Below are 16,115 nucleotides of genomic sequence, written 5' to 3'. Positions count from 1 at the left end.
GGCTTTCTACGAAAACGACTTTGGGGACAGCCGGCTTCACCGGCTCGAGCTGGTCTCCCGCCGCCCCCAGTCGAAGACAGCCCGCCCGCGCGGCTGATCGACGGCGCCCGGCGCGGCCCACTGGAAGACGCCGGCGGATTTTCCCGGATACGAGGAGACCGTGGATGCCTTGGCGGACCCTGCCCATCCCGACCACTCGGAATACTCCGCCTGGGTGGCCGACATAACCGGCTCCGATGCGCCTTTTGACCTTAACCGGGTCCTGGCTGAGCAGTTCGGACTTCCTGTATATGGGGGCAACGCCACCAAATGATGCCACTGGAAATAGCCCCTTCTGCAGCCATTCCCCCGCCAATTTCAAAGCGCCGATAATGGATATTCTGTCAAGCTGGCGTAAACGACGACTCTCTGTTGCGTTTGGCGCGTGGCCAAGTCCCGTCTACGAGACGGTGGTACCGTCGGCCAGGTAAAACGCCATTGTAATGCTGCACCTTCATACCGCCGATGCATAGGCACATCATCGCAAGGATCGATCCAATTCCTGTCGGCACCTTTCGCTTTTAAACCACAATCGCCACCAACAGAGGAATCGCTTCTGCGGGTGGCGAATGTGGTGCGCTTCGTTACGAGGCGCCAGGATCACGTTCTTTGCGGAGCCTGTCCTTTCTTTCCTGCCAGGTTTCTACCACTGTCCAGCATCGTAGGCAGATGTAGTCATCCGTGGACATTGAGTCGGCGTATTCTCTGTCGACTCGTTTGTGTTTAGCGGGGGAGCAGTCCGCCTGGCCCGACGCGACAAACGCTGCGCGCTGCCTTGCTACTTCACTCATTTGAACCATTAAGAATCGCTTTCTGTCGATTAAATACTGAGTCTCTGTTATGCCATTTCCGCTCATCTAAAGCAAATTAAACTCACGCCTAAGCTCTTTCTTTCATAGTGTTTGATTGTTTTTCTCGATTTATCAAAACACTATCTAAATACTGCGCGGATCAAGTCGCTCAGGTGCATTGTCCGCAAACCCTCGGAGGAGCAGAATCAGCACCGAAGACATCATTGAGTTCCAAGGGACGTTCAACCACCCGTGCCCGCTCGGAGGCGCGATTCGCGAGCTAGGGAGCCTACGCGCTCGATGCCTGGGTGCAGTCCCTTTCGGGTCCTTCCCCCGGCCGAAATTGGAAGCCGACGTTTTATCTTCCGTCAAGGCGGCATCGGCTATGGCGCAACGACGGCGCCGGCAGCAGGGGAGCGGGTCACTCCAAGTCGATGTGTCGCAGGTACTGGTAAACCGTCTCCCTGCTGATCCCGTAATCACGAGCGAGAACCGCTTTCGGAACGCCGCTGCCGGCCCGCTGGACCAACTCGGCCGCCCGCTCCGGCGTTAGGGTCTTCTTCCGACCTTTGTAAGCGCCGCGCTGCTTAGCCAGGGCGATGCCTTCCCGTTGCCGCTCCCTGATGAGGGAGCGTTCGAATTCAGCGAAAGCACCCATGACGGAGAGCATAAGGTTGGCCATGGGTGATCGCGGCTACAGCCGCAGCTGACTTCACGTACGAGATTGTTGCGGACGACGTGGCGATCCTACGGTTCCGCAGCAGCGGCAGAACTGCGCGGCGTCGGAATCACGACTATCGGCGTTGGGCAACCAGCCCAAGAATGGTGAAAACGACCCCTTGACGCGTGGGTACCATCACACTTATCGTTGACCCTAATCCTTTAGGTACCGCGATCGGAGCATCGCCAACCTCTTTCCCTAAACGATTAGAGAGTAGTCCTACCATGGCCAAGAAGCCCACCTTGCGGGATCTGAGCGAAGCGACGGGTCTGTCTTCCTACACGGTTTCGCGCGCTCTGAGCAACGGCGCCGATGTTTCGGAGGCGAGCCGGAAGCTGGTGCTGAAGGCCGCACGGGAGCTTGGGTATGTCCCGAACCGTGCCGCGCAGGAGCTTCGCAAGAAATCGCGCAGTTCGATCGCGGTCATCACGGCGAGCACCTCGAACTACTACTACCTGGACCTGATGAAGGGCATCCAGCGGGTCCTTCGCGGATCCAGCCGGAATGCCGTCGTCGCCGATATCGCCGCGGAAGGTGTGTACACGCCCGAGGTGGAAGATGCGACCATTCAGGATTTGATCCAGTCGCGGACGGCTGGCATCATCACCACGCTGACGCTGAGCAAGGAGAACGTCAAACTCCTCGAAAGCTGGGACATCCCGGTGGTTTTCGTGGACTCGGCGCCGCCGGAGGACGCCACACAGGTTCCGAGCATTCTCACGGATAACTATGCGGCGAGCATGAAAGCCGGAGCCCACCTCGCCCAGCACGGGCGTATGGATTGGCTTTTCCTGGCCTATCCGGGGCGCTGGTCCACGCGGGCGGAGCGGGAGCGTGGACTCCGTGAAGCGGCCACGAAGTACGGGGCCGTGCTGCGCGTACTGGAGACGGAAAACGACTCCGACTCGGCGTATAAGACGCTGTCCACCTACCTGGGCAACCCCGGGCAAGTCCTGCCCGAGGCGATCATCGCGGGAAACAACCCCCTGCTGCACGGTGTCTTGACCGTGCTCCAGCAACGTGAAATTGCTGTCCCCACCCAGGTGGCGCTCATAGCGTTTGATGAGTTCGCCTGGGCGCCCTTGCTGGATCCGCCACTGACGGTGGTGGATGAAGACAGCGAATCAATCGGCGTTCTGGCCGCGCAGACGCTGACCCGGATTCTGGACGGACAACTGGAGGCCGAACGGCGGGGCGAGCCCCCCGTTCCCGACTACCGTCCTGAGGACCGCCGGGAGGTGACCGCGGATTTGATCGTGCGCCAGTCTTGCGGATGCTGACCCTCTAGCTCCTCTTGACCCAAAGAAGCAACATTTAGCGGCGCCCCTGGCACGGCAAACATGCCTTTCCTTCCCACCTGGCCGCCGCTGCATGGCACCTCTGCTTTGGTACTCGAAGAGGGTACCGGCAAGCCCGGTTCCAGCGGAGCAACCCCTCAGTGATTGCCACGCCGCGGAACTAACTCGAAAGGCCCGGTCTTCGCATCGAAGCGGCCGGCGCAACCTCCATTACCAATTCCATCGACCGCGTTTTTTACGGACCTGGCCGGCCGTCATGGCCTCGCCGGTTCCGGTTCAAAGGAGATCCGAAAATGAATCAGCTCGTTAAGAAGTCGGCAGTTTTCACCGCCGCCGCGACACTGGCCGCGCTCAGCCTGACGGCCTGCAGCTCTGGTGACACCCAGGCCGGCACCAATAAGCCGGCAAAGATCGAGAAGATCGGCCTCATGGTCCAGGACATGTCCAACCCGTTCTTTTCCGCGATGGACAAGGGAGCCAAGGAAGCTGCTGCGAAGATCGGCGCCACGGCCAATACCCAGGACGCCCAGCTTGACCTGGCGAATCAGAACACACAGATTGACACGTTCATCCAGCAGGGCGTGAACCTGATTGTCATCAGCGCCGTGGACGAAAACGGCATCCAGCCGGCGATTGAGCGGGCGAAGCAGGCTGGCATCATTGTCATCGCCGTGGACACCCCGGCCAAGAGCGCCGACGCCGTGGTGATGACCAATGCCGTCCAGGCCGGCGAAAAATCCTGCCAGTACCTGTTCGAGCAGATGGGAGGAAAGGGCAATGTTCTCCTGGTGGACGGAACCCCGCTCCAGACGATCCGCGACCGCATCACCGGCTGCAAGAACGTCGTCAAGAAGTTCCCTAACATCAAAGTTGTCGGGCAGCAGGCCTCCAAGAACGACCGGGCCTCCGGCCTCGCCGTGACCACGGACATGCTCACGGCAACCCCTGACGTTCAGGGCATCTTCGGCATGAACGACCCGTCTGCCCTCGGCGCGGTTCTGGCGGTCCAGCAGGCCCACAAGGCGGGGACCGTAAAGGTCACCGGTGTGGACGGTAGCCCGGAGGCCGTGGCGGAACTGAAGCAGCCCGGGTCGCCTTTCATCGGAACCGCAACCCAAAATCCTGCCGAAATGGTCCGCAAGGCCGTCGAAATCGCGCAGAACATCATCGACAACAAACCACCGGCCGAGAGCACGATCCTGATCCCCAGCGAGCTCGTGACCCGCGAGACCGTCAGCCAGTACAAGGGCTGGTAAGGCTTCCCGCTGCCGTGTGGGGCCGTTCGGCTCCCGCAGCGGCCCCCACACAACCGGACTGAGAATAGGTCGCCATGACTACAACAACCTCCCGCCAGCCGCTGCTGCAGCTGGAAGGGATCACAAAGCGCTTCGGTGCCACGCTCGCTCTCAATAACGTCCACTTCGACCTGCGTGCAGGTGAAGTGCATGCTTTGATGGGCGAGAACGGAGCTGGTAAATCCACCCTGATGAAGATCCTGGCGGGCAACGTCAACCGCGATTCCGGACGGATCCTGATGGATGGCACCGAAATCGACATCCGCTCCCCGCATGAGGCCGTTGCCCACGGCATAGCCATCATCCATCAGGAGCTGAACACAGTGCCGGCGATGACAGTGGCCGAGAACCTGGCTCTCGGACGAGAGCCCTCGACGAAATTCGGGGCCCTGGACCGTCGCGTCATGATCGCCCAGGCCCGTGAGAAGCTCGCCCGGGTCGGGGCACGGATTGATCCGCGCACCGAGCTCGGTCAGCTCAGTGTCGGCATGCAACAGATGGTTGAGATCGCCAGGGCCGTCAGCGAGAACGCCAGGATCCTGGTCCTCGATGAACCAACAGCGGCCCTCTCACGGAGTGAAACGCTCCACCTTTTCGCGATCATTAACGAACTGCGCGATGCAGGCGTCGGTCTCGTGTACATCTCCCACCGGATGGAAGAGGTCTGGGAGCTTGCGGACCGTGTGACCGTCTTCCGCGACGGAACGTACGTCGGTACCCGGGGAAAGACCGAGATCAGCCCTCCCGACGTCGTCCGGATGATGGTGGGACGCAACCTTGAGGACCTGTACCACCACGACCGGCACAGCCCGGGAGAGGTCCTGCTGGAGGTCAAGGAACTCACCGACGGCGCCGGAATCGGGCCGGTCAGCTTCCAGGTACGGTCGGGCGAGGTCGTCGCCCTGTCCGGGCTCATCGGGGCCGGCCGCACGGAAACGGCCCGGATGATCTTCGGCGCCGACCGCTCCCGCAGCGGCACCGTGACGGTCCAAGGCAAAGCGGCACTGGCCTCCAGCCCGGCTCAGGCGATCGCCCGGGGAATCGCCATGGTCCCCGAGGACCGCAAGGACCAGGCCTTGTTTGTCTCCCATACTGTGGAGGACAACATCGCTGTCAGTTCCCTTGGCGGCCACGTGAACGCCGGCGTGCTTCAGCGGGCCAGAATCCGGAATGCCGTGAAAAAGCAGATGGAACGCCTGCACCTGCGGCAGAATGCCCTGCGCCTGCCCGTCAGCGCGCTTTCGGGCGGCAACCAGCAAAAAGCTGTTCTGGCCCGGTGGCTGATGCGCGAATCCGACGTGCTGATCCTGGACGAACCGACCCGGGGCGTGGACATCGGCGCGAAAAGCGAAATCTATGAAGTCATCAATGACCTCGCCAAGGCCGGCAAGGCCATCCTGGTCATTTCCTCGGACCTTCCCGAAGCGATCGGCATCAGCGACCGGCTCCTCGTGATGCGCTCCGGTCGGATCGTCCAGGAACTCAACTCACGCACCGCCAGCGAAGAGGACGTCATGTCCCACGCGACCGGAACAGCAGCACAGACAAACGGAGAATTCCATGACTAACCAGGCTCTGAACAACCCACAGGGCGCCGGCATCCGGCCAGAGGCCACACCTGCCACAGCCCGCGGCTTTGACTTTGCCTACTGGTGGGACCGCGTCGGCATCCTCGTGGTCCTGATCGCCCTCGTTGCCTTAATGGTCGTCATCGCCCCGAATTTCGCGAGCGTCAACAACCTGCTCAACATTGCCCGGTCGATCTCGATCAACGCGATCCTGGCGGCCGGAATGACATTCGTCATTCTCGCGGCCGGAATCGACCTTTCCGTCGGTTCCATTCTGGCCGTCTCCGGTGTCGCATCGGTCATGACAGGCATTGCAGGACTGCCCGCACCCGTCGCGATCCTGGTCGGCGTTGTAACGGGCGCCGTCGCGGGTTTGATCAACGGCATGCTCAGCGCCTACCTTGCACTGGCCGCCTTCATCGTCACCCTCGGCACCATGACCTTCCTTCGAGGCCTGGCCTACACCATGACCGACGGGCAACCCATTGTCTCTAACACGCTCAGTTTCCGGGACATCGGCAACGGGTACATGGCGGGCATTCCGGTGCCCGTGGTGATCATGATCATCGTCTACGTCGCAGCGTGGTTCGTCCTTGAACGCACCCGCTATGGCCGGCACGTCTACGCAGTGGGCGGCAACGCCGAAGCCGCACGGCTGGCGGGCATCAACGTCAAACGCGTCATCACTTCCGTCTATGTCATTGCCGGCATCTGCGCCGGCCTCGCCGGTGTCATCTTCTCCGCCCGAGTAGTCTCCGCCCAGCCGACAGCCGGCACCGGTTACGAACTGGACGCGATCGCCGCAGTTGTCCTGGGCGGCACAAGTCTCGTCGGCGGACGCGGACGGATCTACGGCACACTGATCGGCTCCATCATTCTCGGTGTCCTCAGCACCGGACTGATCCTGATGAATGTCCAGTTCTTCACCCAACTGCTGATCAAGGGCCTCGTCATCATCCTCGCCGTGGCTATCGACAGCCTGAAACAACGCACACTACGCCTGCCATGGTCCAGGGCCACCGCCGCCCAGACACCTGCATAAGAGCACGCCCGACGTAACCGACAGCCACATCCTGCCTGCCGCACGGGACTGTACCCCCACGCCAATAACTTGAGAGGAAAAGCCCGTGGCATTGCCCACCATCGCTATCACGGACGGCCTTCCCGGCCGCCGGACCAACGAACCAGTGACCTTCACCGTCAACGGAGAATTCACGGAAAATCTCTGGACGGCAACCACCAGTGCCGGAGAGACGGTTATCTGCCAGCGGCTGAACGCCCAGCCCGAACCGGGTAAAACCACGTTCATCACCGTCGTGACCTTCGAGGGAAACCTGCGGCTCACCCTCGTCGCACCGGTCACCGGGCGCGTGGAGGGGATAAGCGAACGGGAACCCGTCGAGTCCGACGCCTTCGTCCGCTTAGACACAGGGTACTTCGACCTCGAAATGTGCTCGGGCACGGCTGAGGGCACCGGCTCCTCAAAGTGGGGACTGCGTCACTTCGCAACACTGAAAGAAGGCATCGACCTGCTGCCCTCGGGCAACAACGCCATCGGCGGCTTCTACGGCCCCTTCTTCACCCCCGAAAACGGCCTCATCAACCCGCCCGAACACATCACCGTCGACATCGAAACCCTTGAACACGGTCCTGTCCTGCACCACTACCGGATGTATGGCACAGTCCCCGACGGCCTGCTTGAGGAGCTCAAGGGCAAGACGTTTTCCATCGACTGGAAATTCACCCACGGAACCCCCTACTTCACGCGCAGCTACCGGGTGGATGACTTCCAGACAGTCATCAACGGGCGCTCCATAACCAACAAGATCACCGTCGGCGATGAATTTGAGGCCGGTCAAGGCGATGTGGTCTTTGATCGCTTCGAAGCATACGGCGGCACACGATATCGAGCCGGGGACCCCTACGCTGCTGAACTCGCGCACATGCTCGATGAAACCATCGCGAACTCAGCGTCTGGCACTGCGAAGTTCCAGGAATTCCGCCGTCAGCTCACCGGCAATATCGAAGCCGCGCACTGGGATTTGTACTGGCGCCTGTTCTGCAGCTGGGAAGGTGCCTTGGACGACGAGGAAATTCGCACACGTCTCGCCCGGGTCAGGGCAACCTCGCACGTGCTCGCTGACCTGTCCGAGCGCCGTTGGACGATCGCGGATGCCCCCGTCGACGTCTCGGCCGTGCCGCATGAAACCATCTTCGCCGGGCCGGCCTCCAAAACCGCCGAATTCCATTCAGAACTCGACAGAACCATGGTCTGGTGGACCTCCGAACCCTCTGGCGCCTTCCAGATCGTCCAGCGCCGCCAATCCGGCTGGGTCAACTGGGGAACCAACGGCGAGAACGAATGCCCCGAACTTCCCGTCGGTGTCGAGATCAAAACCGCATACGGCATGTTCAGCGACGGCTGGCAGCACGTGGCAGACCAACTGGAGACCGCACCCACGGTCCACGAGGCCTGAAGGCTGGCCGGATGAACCTCTGGACATGGCAGCGGCTGCCAGCCCAGTGCCCACAGATGTCGCGGCATCTCCATGCAGTCTCGTGCTGTGATTCCCGGCGCCAACGCCCGGTTGAGAGATCAGTCTCCAGGGACTCCGGAACCTGCCTGGCCGTGAAACCAGGACCATACAATCAGGTGCCGGCCATCTCCTGGTCATGGCCAGGCCCATGCCACCATAGACTCGGGCGCTCAACAGGGATGCATTCAGCTCCCCGACAAGCATATGAATTGAGGTGCGCCAGACGGGCGGAACTATGACTGAGAAATCGGAATTCGTAGAGGACGGCGTCAGCGCGTCTTCGGATGCGGTGGGAGTCCGCAGGCCGAGGATGCGTGATGTGGCTGCTTTGGCCGGAGTAGGCATCAAAACGGTTTCCCGGGTCATCAATGACGAGCCTGGTGTTTCTGAAGTCACCCGCCAGAAAGTGTTGGAGGCGGCGAAATGGCTGAACTACCAGCTGGACATGACGGCCCAAAGCCTACGCCGCGCCGGCCGGCAAACACTGTCCGTTGGGCTGCTGCTTCCCAGCGTCGCCAACCCATTTCATGGGCAAATCCATCGGGCCCTGAGTGATGTCCTGGCGAGCCACGGCATAGCGGTCCTCGCGGCAAGTATGGATAATGACGCTGCACGTGAGGAGGAGCTTGTGAAAGCGTTTCTCCGGAGGCGCGTGGATGGACTGGTTCTGACCCCGGTCGCCAAAAGCCAGGGGTACCTGCCGGAACATTCCAAGGACCTTCCGATGGTCTTCGTCGACCGGGAACCGGTCGGCACCGATGCCGATGCAGTGGTAAGTGACAACGCCGCTGGCGCGGCCAAGGCCGCCGCACACCTGATTTCCCAAGGCCACACCAAACTCGCCTACCTAGGCGGCCGCACAGATATCCAGACCGCCCGGGAGCGGCGCCGCGGCTTCATTACTGAGTTGGGCCGAGCAGGTATTTCGACCGACACCGTTCACTTCCTGGAAGGACTGCGCAGTGAGGAATCAGCCCGGAAGGCGGTCAGTGAGTTACTCACGGGCGCTGAACCGCCGACGGCCATCTTCTCTGCACAGATTATGGTGACCTTCGGTGTCATGCGGGCTCTGCAGGAACTGGGGCTGAACCGGGCCGTAGCCTTGCTCGGTTTCGGCGACTTCACCCTCTCGGACATGATGAACCCCGGCATAACCGTCGTCGCACAGCACCCCGAGCACATCGGCAAAGTAGCCGCAGAACGGATTCTGGCCCGTATCAACGGAGACCGACAGGAACCGCGAACCTACACGATCCCCTCAGAACTGATCCTCAGAGGGTCAGGGGAAGTCCCACCGCCAAAGGACACGGCCTAAATCTATGACGTCTGTCAACAGGCGTACGGAATCTCGGCTATCGGTGGCTGGCCCCTGCACGGGGGGGTGCGCCTCGATAAGCGCACAAGGCCATGCCCAACAGTTCGTGCCGCTTGGGCTGCTTCAGGCTAAGTGACGTTGCCTTTCGAGCCACCCTTGTCCCACAGTCTGTGGGGAAAATTGCCGGCGCTGTCGCCGGACCTATTGGAAGCATGGGTCCGACTCGTTGTGGTCACGACGCGGGGCTTGGTCTCAAAAGCACCACAATGCAGCGGCAGCCCTTTCGTAGCTGTCTTGACCATACGAGCACCGCGTGGGGGTGGGCTCAGCAGACAGGCAGAACCAGCATTTGAAGTTGTCAGATCCGCGGATTCCGGCTGTAGCTGACGAAGCAGTCTTCGGAAACACGGACAAGACTAATCCAGGACTCCCAAATCCAGCCGTGGGTAACCCGAATTGACCCCAGCTATGGACGGAACGGAGTTATCCAGCGCAGCTTAACCGAGCCCCTCCAGCTTGACGGAATCTTCATTATCGGGCTTCGCCCTTTGGTGAGAGTCAAAAGCGGCTCGTTAGTCCCAGCAGCCCCTACTTCGTCGTCATCCTGTACCGCTCGATCTGCCGCAGCCGCCGCAGGAGGCTGTCGCGCCGGGGGTGCGGGACGGCGTCGGCCGGTTCTGCGGTGAGGTCGATGTGCTTGGTGCCGTACTGCCACAGCAGGAGGTCGTCCATCAACCGGTCGGGGCCGGGGGAGTAGCGGTGGTCCAGTGCCTTGCGGACCTCGGTGATGCGGTTGGCGCTGAGCAGGCCGGCCAGCTGCACGGTCTGGTTGAGGCCGTGGGCGGCCAGGAGTTCCGCGGCCCATCCCCAGTCGTCGTCCACTTTCCGGTCGACGTGCGGCAGCAGGGTCCGCCAGACGTCGCGGATCCGGTTCGGTGTGAGGGCCGCTGCCCCTTCCCCGTCCATATCCCAGAAGCTGCGGACTTCCTCGTACCGTTCGTGGAGGTCGGCGAAGGCTGTCTCTACGGTTTCCAGCATGGCGGCGGTGGCCGTGAACTGCCGGTCGAAGTGCGGTGTCCAAGCGCGCGGGTCCTCGGCCTTGAAGCGGATGTCATGCTCAATCTCGCTCCACGCATGGGCGAAGATGGTGCGGATCTGGCACTCGAAGAAGTAGCTGCCGTTGGGCACGGCGTCCGGGTTGAAGACCTGCTGGTACTCCTTGACGGCTTCGTTCTGGATGGTCCGCAGGATCAGGTGCCGGCTGGAATACCCGTACGTGCCGGACTCGATGGACCCGATGTCCTTCTCGCGGTCGCCGCGGCAGTCGAACAGCTGCCGCTGGCGCTTGATGATGTTGGCCACCAGGGCGTTCTCCGCCGGGAGCTTGGTGATTACCCGGATCCCCACCATGTCATTGAGGGTCCGGAACGGGTCCGGGAACTTGAGCAGCCGCGGGCCGCCGGGCTCCAGCGGCTCTTCCGTGCGCGAGATCTTTTCCCTGAACGACTCCACCGTCTTGGTGCGCCCGCTGACGAACAGCGGCGTCACCTCTGTGCCCTTGAGCATGTCCCGGAGGGTGAGGAGGACGTCCCGGGTGATGAGCTTCAGGGCAGGGCGGACGCGCTCGTAGATCTCCACATTGTGCTCTACCGACTCTCGCTGCGGCGCGTCCAGACTCTCCCAGTTACTCGGCATAATCCCAGCTTACGGCCGGGGTCCGACAGGAGCCCGCCGGCGCCGCTACGTTTCGCCGGCCGACGTCGAGCCGCGCACCACCAGGGAGCTTTCCAGGACGAGTTCCTCCTGCTCCAACGCCCGCCCTTCCATCAGCCGGCGCAGCTGTTCACCGGCCTTCAGGCCCAGGTGCGCCGCGGGCAGGTGCACGCTGGTCAGGCCCGGGCTGCTGGTAGCCGAATACGGCAGGTCGTCGAATCCGGCCACGGCCAGTTCCGCCGGAATGCGGACCCCGGCCACGCGGGCTTCCTGCAGCACCCCGTACGCATGGGTGTCGGTGGCGCAGACGACGGCGGTCACTCCCTGGCGCTGCCAGCCCGGCCAGGCGTCGGCGAAGGCAGCCGCCGCAGCGCCGACGTCGATGGTGGTGGCGGGCATATGGTCCGGATCCACGGTCATGCCGAGCGATGCGGCTTCGGCCAGGAAGGCGTCCCGGCGGATGGTGAACGTGGCGGTTCCGGTAACGCTGTCCAGGTAGGCCACGCGCCGGTGGCCCGCCCCGGCGAGGTGCGCAGCCAATTCCCGCGCGCCCTGGGCAACATCAAGGTTCACGGCCGGCGCAAATGACTCCAGGCCCGGAGCGTCCAGCAACACCAGGGGGCCGGTCACCGAAAGGTCTGCCAGGAACCCGGCATTCGGGGCGTCAACCAAAAGCCCTGCCGGCCGCAGGGACATCAGCTTCCGGACGTCCGCGGCCTTGGGAAATTCACCTGAGTCCGTGACCGAGAGAAGCAGTTGGTAATTGGGTCCCAAGGATTCCCGGACCCCGCTGATCACCTTGGCGAAGAACGGGTTGGAGATATCCGGCGCCACCAGGATCACAATTGAACTGACGCCCTTGGCCAGCGAACTGCCGATGCCGTCCACCACATAGCCAAGCTCGGCGATGGCCTCCTGCACCCGGGAAATGTTGTCCTCGGACACCCGGCCGGCCGTCTTGCCGTTGGCCACCAGCGATACCGTGGCCACCGAAACCCCGGCCCGCGCGGCCACCATGGCCGCCGTCACCCTCCGGGGCCGCGCCCGTTGCTGCACCTGTTCCCCGGAATCCATGCTTCGATCCTATCCGCCGCCGCGCGTCACAAGGGAGGGCAGGGCATCAAGCGTTTGACGTGCGCAAACGAAGCCCCAACGTTAAGCGTTTGACGTGGACCACAAATCGGTGCCATGATCACTCCCGGAATACTGGACCCCTGCCTCCCCGGCAGGCCCCAATGACGTGGAGAACCATCGTGGAACCAAATCCTCAACCGAACCAGCAAGAGCCCCGGAAGATCATCCTGGACTGCGACCCCGGCCACGACGACGCCGTGGCCCTGCTGCTTGCGCACGGCAACCCGAACATCGAACTGCTGGCCGTCACCACGGTGGTGGGCAACCAGACCCTCGAAAAAGTCACCCGGAACGCCCTGGCCGTAGGCACCATCGCCGGCATCACCGGCGTCCCCTTCGCCGCCGGCTGCCCGCGCCCCCTGGTCCGCAGCATCGAAACCGCGCCGGACATCCACGGCGAGTCCGGCATGGACGGCCCCGCCCTCCCCGAGTCCACCATCGAACTGGACCCGCGCCACGCCGTCGACCTCATCATCGATACCGTCATGGCACACGAGCCCGGCACCGTCACCCTGGTCCCCACCGCCGGCCTGACCAACATCGCCATGGCCGCCCGCAAGGAACCGCGCATCGTGGAACGCGTCAAGGAAGTGGTCCTGATGGGCGGCGGCTACCACGTGGGGAACTGGAGCGCCGTGGCCGAGTTCAACATCATCATCGACCCCGAGGCCGCCCACATTGTCTTCAACGAGAAATGGCCGGTAGTGATGGTGGGCCTGGACCTCACCCACCAGGCCCTGGCCACCCCGGACGTCGTGGAAAAGATCGCCACCATCGGCACAGCGCCCGCTAAATTCGTCACCGAGCTGATGGACTTCTTCGCCCACACCTACAAGGACGCGCAGGGCTTCGAGTACCCGCCCGTCCACGATCCCTGCGCCGTCGCGTACGTCATCGATCCCAGCATCGTCAGCACCCGCAAAGTCCCGGTGAACATCGAACTGCAGGGTGCCCTCACCCTTGGCATGACCGTCGCCGACTTCCGCGCCCCCGCCCCGGCCGATTGCCACACCAGCGTGGCCGTGGACCTGGACCACGCACGGTTCTGGGACCTCGTCACCGACGCTCTGGTCCGCATCGGCGAGCCCGGCACCGGTGACCAAAAGGGCAAAGGCAACGCGTCCGACGTCGAGCCCGGCCACAGTGCCCACCTCACCGCCGGAGGGGTCAAGTAAATGACTGCCACGACCACCGAAACCACCACCGGCCGCGGCAACATCGCCGCCCTCATGACCGCCCTTCTGGCCGCCTGCGTGGCGTTCCAGCTCAACGCCTCCATGCTCAGCCCCGCCCTGGTGACCATGGGCGAGGAACTCAAGACTGACCAGGCCGTCATCGGCCTCTCCCAGACCTGGTTCTTCACCGCCGCCGCCCTGTTCTCCCTGTTCCTGCCCCGCCTGAGCGACATCGTGGGACGCAAGAAGGTCCTGGTGGGCATGATGGTGCTGATGGCCGCGGGGTCCGTCATCGCAGCGCTCGCCCCGGACGTCACCTGGCTCTTCGTGGGCCGCATCATCCAGGGCATCAGCGGACCCACCGTCCCGCTCTGCCTGATCATGCTGCGCTCCGCCGTCAGCAACCCACGCAAATACGGCACGCTCATGGGCCTCATCACCGCCGTCAACGGCGGCGTGGCCGGCGTCGACTCCTTCGTGGGCGGCTACTTCGCCGAGCACTTCGGCTTCCGCAGCATCTTCTGGCTGATGGTGGTCCTGGCCGCCGCCGCCACCGCCCTCATCATGGTCCTTGCCACGGAGAGCAAGCCCGCCGCCGGCACCACCATGGACTGGCGCGGCGTCTTCTCCATCGTCGTGGCTGTCGGCGCCCTCCTGACCGCCCTGAACGAAGGCTCCAAGCTGGTGGCCGGCTTCTCCTCCGCCACCCTGATGCTGAGCCTGGCCCTGGTCCTCGTCTCGGCCGTCGCCTTCTTCGCCTTCTGGCGCACCGAACAACGGGCGGCCCGGCCGATGGTGGAAACGGTGCACCTGCGCCAGCGCGCCACCTGGGCTCCGCTGCTCACCACCACCCTGACCATGACCGGCATCTTCGCCGTCATCAACGGGATCGTCCCCGCGTACGTCCAGGCCGCGGCGCCCGGCTTCAGCATCGGCCCCACCGAGATGTCGCTGATCATCCTCACCCCGTACGCCTTGCTCGGCTGGCTGGTGGGTCCGCTCAGCGGGCGGCTGGCCCCGGTCCTCGGCTACACCAGGGTGCTGCGGATCGGCCTCCTCGGCAGCATCGCCGCGCTGGCCGTCATCGCCTTCCTCGGCCTGGGCAGCCTGCCGATGATGATCGCCGGCACCGTCTTGCTGGGCATCATGTACGCCGGTACCGTCAACATCATGCTCAACGGACTCGGCGTTGTCCTCTCGCCCGCCGGCAACCCCGGCTTCCTGCCCGGCATGAACGCCGGTGCCTTCAACCTGGGCGCCGGCCTGAGCTTCCTCATCCTGCCCGCCGTCCTGGTGGCGACGCAGGCGCTCGGCGATGCGAAGGCCTCCTACCTGACCGTCGTGCTTGTCGGGCTGGCCCTCACCGTGGCGGCGTTCGCCGCCTCGCTGTTGATCCCCAAGCCGGTTGAGGCCGAGGTGGCCGCATGAGCGCGGCCGTGGCCCAGGGGGGCTCCGGCAGCACCGGCCGAATCGTCGTCGTCGGCTCCCTGAATGCAGACCTGACCATCTACTGCGAACGCCTGCCCCAGCCCGGCGAGACCGTGCACGGCAACGGATTCGCCGTGAACCCGGGCGGCAAGAGCGCCAACCAGGCCGTGGCCGCGGGCCGGCTGGGCGGACACGTCAGCCTGGTGGGTGCCGTGGGGGACGACGCCAACGGCAAGATGCTCCAGGCCTCGGTTGCCGGCGCCGGCGTGGACGTGGGGCACGTGCGGACATCCGGCGAACCCACCGGCGTTGCGGTGATCGCCGTCGACGCCCACGGCGAGAACAACATCATCATCTCCGCCGGAGCCAACGGCATCCTGTCCCCGGACGACGTTGCCGGGGCCGCGGACGTCCTGGACGGCGCCGCCGTCGTCAGCCTCTGCCTGGAGGTGGCCATGCCCACGGTGCTGGCCGCCGCGCAGGCAGGGCACGACGCCGGCGCAACGGTTTTGCTGAATCTCTCGCCCTACGCGCATATTCCGGCAGAGCTGGCTGAACTGACCGACGTCCTGCTGGTGAACGCCCACGAGGCAGCGCTGTTCCTTGGCCCCGGGGCCTCCGTCCCGGGTGCGGATGCCAACGCAGCGCAATGGGATGCCGTCCGGGAACGGTTTGCCGGCCGGGGGATCGGGCAGGTCCTGGTGACCCTCGGCGCGCACGGGTCCGTGGTCCTGGATTCGGAGGCAACTCCGGGCTCCCGCGTGACCTTCGTGGCCCCCACACGCGTGGACGCCGTGGACACCACCGGCGCAGGCGACGCCTTCACCGGGGCTGTTGCCGTCCGGCTGGCCGCTGGGGACGCGCTCGCCGATGCCGCCGCGTTCGCCTCCGTTGCCGCGGCCCTGGCCACCACACGGAAAGGAACCCAAGCGGCGTACCCGGAAGCGGCCGACGTCGAACGCCGCCTCCGCGCGTCCTGACCCTTCGATAGCGGGCACCCGACTCAACAAACCCCGTCGATTGCTCCCCACCGGCACCCTTGCCTCGCAAGCTCGGCCAGGGAACCCTGCCGGCGTGGGCCCACTTGTCGTTTTCAGGCGC

The 16,115-nt window shown here is 63.9% G+C and carries 12 protein-coding genes and 1 pseudogene; 9 read left to right on the top strand and 4 right to left on the bottom strand.

The window, feature by feature from the left end:
* Window positions 1-36: 36 nt before the first annotated feature.
* Window positions 37-225, bottom strand: a complete 189-nt coding sequence (locus QF050_RS03110) for a hypothetical protein (RefSeq protein ID WP_308929109.1) — start codon at window positions 223-225, stop codon at window positions 37-39.
* Window positions 226-1,251: 1,026 nt separating this feature from the next.
* Window positions 1,252-1,518, bottom strand: a pseudogene (locus QF050_RS03105) (helix-turn-helix domain-containing protein); the annotation flags it as partial.
* Between the two features lie 257 nt (window positions 1,519-1,775).
* Between QF050_RS03105 and QF050_RS03100 the strand changes: the two are divergent.
* The 6 genes from QF050_RS03100 to QF050_RS03075 all read left to right on the top strand — a co-directional run bounded on the left by QF050_RS03100 (window position 1,776) and on the right by QF050_RS03075 (window position 9,564).
* The gene (locus tag QF050_RS03100; protein ID WP_308929108.1) at window positions 1,776-2,831 is read left to right on the top strand and encodes a LacI family DNA-binding transcriptional regulator; all 1,056 of its coding nucleotides are present in this window, start codon (window positions 1,776-1,778) and stop codon (window positions 2,829-2,831) included.
* A gap of 311 nt (window positions 2,832-3,142) precedes the next feature.
* Complete coding sequence (locus tag QF050_RS03095) at window positions 3,143-4,105, top strand: ABC transporter substrate-binding protein (RefSeq protein WP_308929107.1); 963 nt, start codon at window positions 3,143-3,145, stop codon at window positions 4,103-4,105.
* 74 nt (window positions 4,106-4,179) lie between these two features.
* On the top strand, window positions 4,180-5,712 hold the full coding sequence (locus QF050_RS03090) for a sugar ABC transporter ATP-binding protein (RefSeq protein ID WP_308929106.1): 1,533 nt from the start codon (window positions 4,180-4,182) through the stop codon (window positions 5,710-5,712).
* Window positions 5,705-6,754, top strand: a complete 1,050-nt coding sequence (locus QF050_RS03085) for a ribose ABC transporter permease (protein WP_308929105.1) — start codon at window positions 5,705-5,707, stop codon at window positions 6,752-6,754. The genes QF050_RS03090 and QF050_RS03085 overlap by 8 nt, the downstream gene beginning before the upstream one ends.
* Before the next feature lie 85 nt (window positions 6,755-6,839).
* Window positions 6,840-8,189: a hypothetical protein gene (locus tag QF050_RS03080; RefSeq protein WP_308929104.1), complete on the top strand. Its 1,350-nt coding sequence runs from the start codon at window positions 6,840-6,842 to the stop codon at window positions 8,187-8,189.
* A gap of 370 nt (window positions 8,190-8,559) precedes the next feature.
* Window positions 8,560-9,564, top strand: coding sequence for a LacI family DNA-binding transcriptional regulator (locus QF050_RS03075; RefSeq protein ID WP_308932086.1), 1,005 nt, complete (start codon window positions 8,560-8,562; stop codon window positions 9,562-9,564).
* A gap of 588 nt (window positions 9,565-10,152) precedes the next feature.
* Here QF050_RS03075 and QF050_RS03070 read toward each other — a convergent pair.
* Together QF050_RS03070 and QF050_RS03065 are read right to left on the bottom strand one after the other, a co-directional pair.
* Window positions 10,153-11,259 carry a RelA/SpoT domain-containing protein gene (locus tag QF050_RS03070; RefSeq protein ID WP_308929103.1) on the bottom strand — a complete coding sequence of 369 codons (1,107 nt, stop codon included), beginning with the start codon at window positions 11,257-11,259 and terminating at the stop codon, window positions 10,153-10,155.
* Window positions 11,260-11,304: 45 nt separating this feature from the next.
* Window positions 11,305-12,294, bottom strand: a complete 990-nt coding sequence (locus QF050_RS03065) for a LacI family DNA-binding transcriptional regulator (protein ID WP_374121557.1) — start codon at window positions 12,292-12,294, stop codon at window positions 11,305-11,307.
* 218 nt (window positions 12,295-12,512) lie between these two features.
* On the opposite strand from QF050_RS03065, the gene QF050_RS03060 reads away from it, so the two are divergent.
* The 3 genes from QF050_RS03060 to QF050_RS03050 are packed head-to-tail and all read left to right on the top strand — an operon-like array spanning window position 12,513 to window position 15,994.
* Complete coding sequence (locus QF050_RS03060; protein ID WP_308929101.1) at window positions 12,513-13,586, top strand: nucleoside hydrolase; 1,074 nt, start codon at window positions 12,513-12,515, stop codon at window positions 13,584-13,586.
* Entirely contained in the window at window positions 13,587-15,014 is a 1,428-nt protein-coding gene (locus QF050_RS03055) for an MFS transporter (RefSeq protein ID WP_308929100.1), read from the top strand.
* Complete coding sequence (locus tag QF050_RS03050) at window positions 15,011-15,994, top strand: ribokinase (protein WP_308929099.1); 984 nt, start codon at window positions 15,011-15,013, stop codon at window positions 15,992-15,994. The genes QF050_RS03055 and QF050_RS03050 overlap by 4 nt, the downstream gene beginning before the upstream one ends.
* The last annotated feature ends 121 nt before the right edge of the window (window positions 15,995-16,115 follow it).

It is taken from the genome of Arthrobacter sp. SLBN-112 (assembly GCF_030944625.1).
Lineage (GTDB): Bacteria > Actinomycetota > Actinomycetes > Actinomycetales > Micrococcaceae > Arthrobacter.
This window is presented reverse-complemented; position numbering and strand designations above follow the sequence as displayed.